Source organism: Rhodoferax sp. RT5P35 (assembly GCF_056521385.1).
Genome location: NZ_JBWMAX010000346.1, coordinates 1 through 1,049, shown reverse-complemented (window position 1 = coordinate 1,049; position 1,049 = coordinate 1). Strand labels below are relative to the sequence as shown.

The following is a 1,049-nucleotide window of genomic DNA, read 5'->3' as shown; positions in this document are numbered from 1 at the left end:
CCCCACTTGCAGGGTTCTTCAACGCCATTACCGATGCAGACGGTGTGGTCCGCTCCCTGCCGCTGCTGGCGGAGCACCAGGGACGCTACTACGAATCTTTGTCTTTGGGCATGTTTCGGCTACTGACGGGCCTGCCCCGCGTCACGCCCGGCTTCTCACACGACAATTTTGGGACCGCACAGCTGGAAAGCCTGCTGCTCCAACGTGGCAGCCAACAGCAAGCCATTCCCATGGATGCGCGTGGCGCAGTATTGGTGCCGTTTCGCGGTGCTGGCGGCACCCACCACGCCCAGGGCCATTCTTACCGCTACGTTTCGGCAGCCGATGTGCTGGCCCACCGCCTGCCCGACCGCAGTTTGCAAGACAAGATCGTACTGGTTGGCACCACGGTGCCCGGCCTGCTGGACCTGCGCGTCACCCCCGTGGGCGAAACCTACCCTGGGGTGGAAATCCATGCCAATGTGCTGTCTGGCCTGATGGACGGCAACATCGCCGTCAAGCCCGACTACGCCGTGGGCTACGACACTCTGGTGCTGTTGTTGGCCGGGCTCACCCTGGCCTGGGCCCTGCCCCGCCTATCGGCCTTACGGGCCGTGGCGCTCAGCGTAGGCGTGCTAGCACTGGTGGTAGGACTGAACGGGGCTCTGTACCTCGGCCACGGCCTGGTGCTGCCGTTGGCCGCCGCATTGTGGATGGTGGTGACCGCATCGGTGCTGAACATGGCCTACGGCTACTTTGTTGAAAGCCGGTCCAAACGCGAACTCGCCCAACTGTTTGGCACCTACGTACCGCCCGAGTTGGTGGACGAAATGCTCAAGCACCCCGACAGCTACACCATGCGCGCCAGCAACCAGGAGCTGACGGTGATGTTTTGTGACATTCGGGGCTTTACCCAGATGTCCGAGAACATGGAGCCACTGCAGTTGCAGGCGGTGCTCAACGGTGTCTTCAGCCAGCTCACCGCGCAGATCCGCACCCACCGCGGCACCATTGACAAATACATGGGCGACTGCGTCATGGCCTTCTGGGGTGCCCCGGTGGCCACCGCC

At 63.2% G+C, this 1,049-nt stretch carries 1 protein-coding gene; it reads left to right on the top strand.

Annotated features, from left to right (window positions below; translation table 11 throughout):
- On the top strand, positions 1-1,049 hold a 1,049-nt coding region (locus tag AC097L_RS26210; RefSeq protein WP_479589613.1), incomplete at both ends, for a CHASE2 domain-containing protein.